Genomic DNA, 1506 nt, shown 5'->3' with positions numbered 1-1506 from the left:
TGTCCGGGATCAGCGCCTATGGCACAGAATTGATTGTGTGATCTAAGGAGTGTTCGGTTCTCGTCGCGGACGAAGGAACGAACATGAGCACGAAGTCGACTGGCGGCAAACGCTCCGCCGAACACGTAGTCAAAGATATCCGCCGTGCGACGCGGCGGCACTTTTCATCAGAGGACAAAATCCGGATCGTGCTGGATGGGCTTCGGGGCGAAGACAGCATCGCCGAGCTGTGCCGCAAGGAAGGGATAGCCCAGAGCCTCTACTACACCTGGTCGAAGGAATTCCTGGAAGCCGGCAAACGGCGGCTGGCTGGCGACACGGCTCGTGCTGCGACGACCGGTGAAGTTCAGGACCTGCGCCGTGAGACCCGTGCCTTGAAAGAGGCGGTTGCCGATCTGACGCTGGAGAACCGTCTGCTCAAAAAAAGCATGATCGCGGATGGGGGCGACGACGAATGAGATACCCCGCATCTGAGAAGCTCGAGATCATCAGAATGATTGAGCAGTCGCATGTTCCCGCGAAGAAGACGCTCGATCAGCTCGGCATTGCTCGGCGCACCTTCTACCGCTGGTATGACCGCTACCTTGAAGGCGGGCTCGAAGCGTTGGAGGATCGTCCTTCCCGGCCGAGCCGGGTCTGGAACCGCATCGGCGACAATATCCAGGCTCAGATCATCGAATTGGCGCTGGAGCAATCCGAGCTGTCGCCGCGCGAATTGGCGGTGCGATTCACCGACGAGAAGCGCTACTTCGTCTCGGAAGCCACCGTCTATCGCCTGCTCAAGGCCCACGATCTCATCACCAGCCCGGCATTCGTGGTGATCAAGGCTGCCGACGAGTTCAAGGACAAGACGACGCGGCCCAACGAGATGTGGCAGACCGACTTCACTTACTTCAAGATCATCGGCTGGGGCTGGGTCTATCTGTCGACCGTGCTCGACGACTTCTCCCGCTATATCATCGCCTGGAAGCTGTGCACGACCATGCGGGCCGAGGATGTCACCGACACACTGGAACTGGCGCTCACGGCATCAGGCTGCGACAGCGCCAGGGTGCTGCACAAGCCAAAGCTGCTCAGCGACAACGGGCCGTCTTACATCGCGGCCGAACTCGCTGAATGGATCGGCGCCAACGGTATGAGTCATGTTCGCGGAGCGCCGCTTCACCCGCAGACCCAGGGCAAGATCGAGCGCTGGCACCAGACGCTCAAGAACCGCATCCTGCTGGAAAACTACTTCCTGCCGGGTGATCTCGAACACCAGATCGAGGCCTTCGTCGAACATTACAATCATCGCCGCTATCACGAGAGTCTCGGCAACGTCACGCCGGCCGACGCCTACTTCGGTAGGGCCTCTGCCATCATCGAACAACGCGAAAGGATCAAACGACAGACAATCCAATTCAGGCGCTTGCAACACCGCAAGCTCGCCGCTTAACATCACCAACCAGAGGCCGACACTCCGCTAAATCAAGCAGCCATCTGCGCCAAATGTTCTGACGACGGACA

At 59.2% G+C, this 1506-nt stretch carries 1 protein-coding gene; it reads left to right on the top strand.

Going from position 1 to position 1506, the window contains the following annotated elements:
- The first annotated feature begins 83 nt into the window (after positions 1 to 83).
- A protein-coding gene (locus B2M20_RS04150; protein WP_087881102.1) for an IS3 family transposase occupies positions 84 to 1435 on the top strand; the annotation gives its coding sequence in 2 pieces (ribosomal slippage) (positions 84 to 420 and positions 420 to 1435; 1353 coding nt in all).
- The last annotated feature ends 71 nt before the right edge of the window (positions 1436 to 1506 follow it).

Origin of the sequence: Nitrobacter vulgaris (assembly GCF_002028545.1) — a bacterium.
GTDB lineage: Bacteria > Pseudomonadota > Alphaproteobacteria > Rhizobiales > Xanthobacteraceae > Nitrobacter > Nitrobacter vulgaris.
Note: the sequence above shows the minus strand (reverse complement) of the source record. Positions and strands in the feature narration are given on the sequence as shown.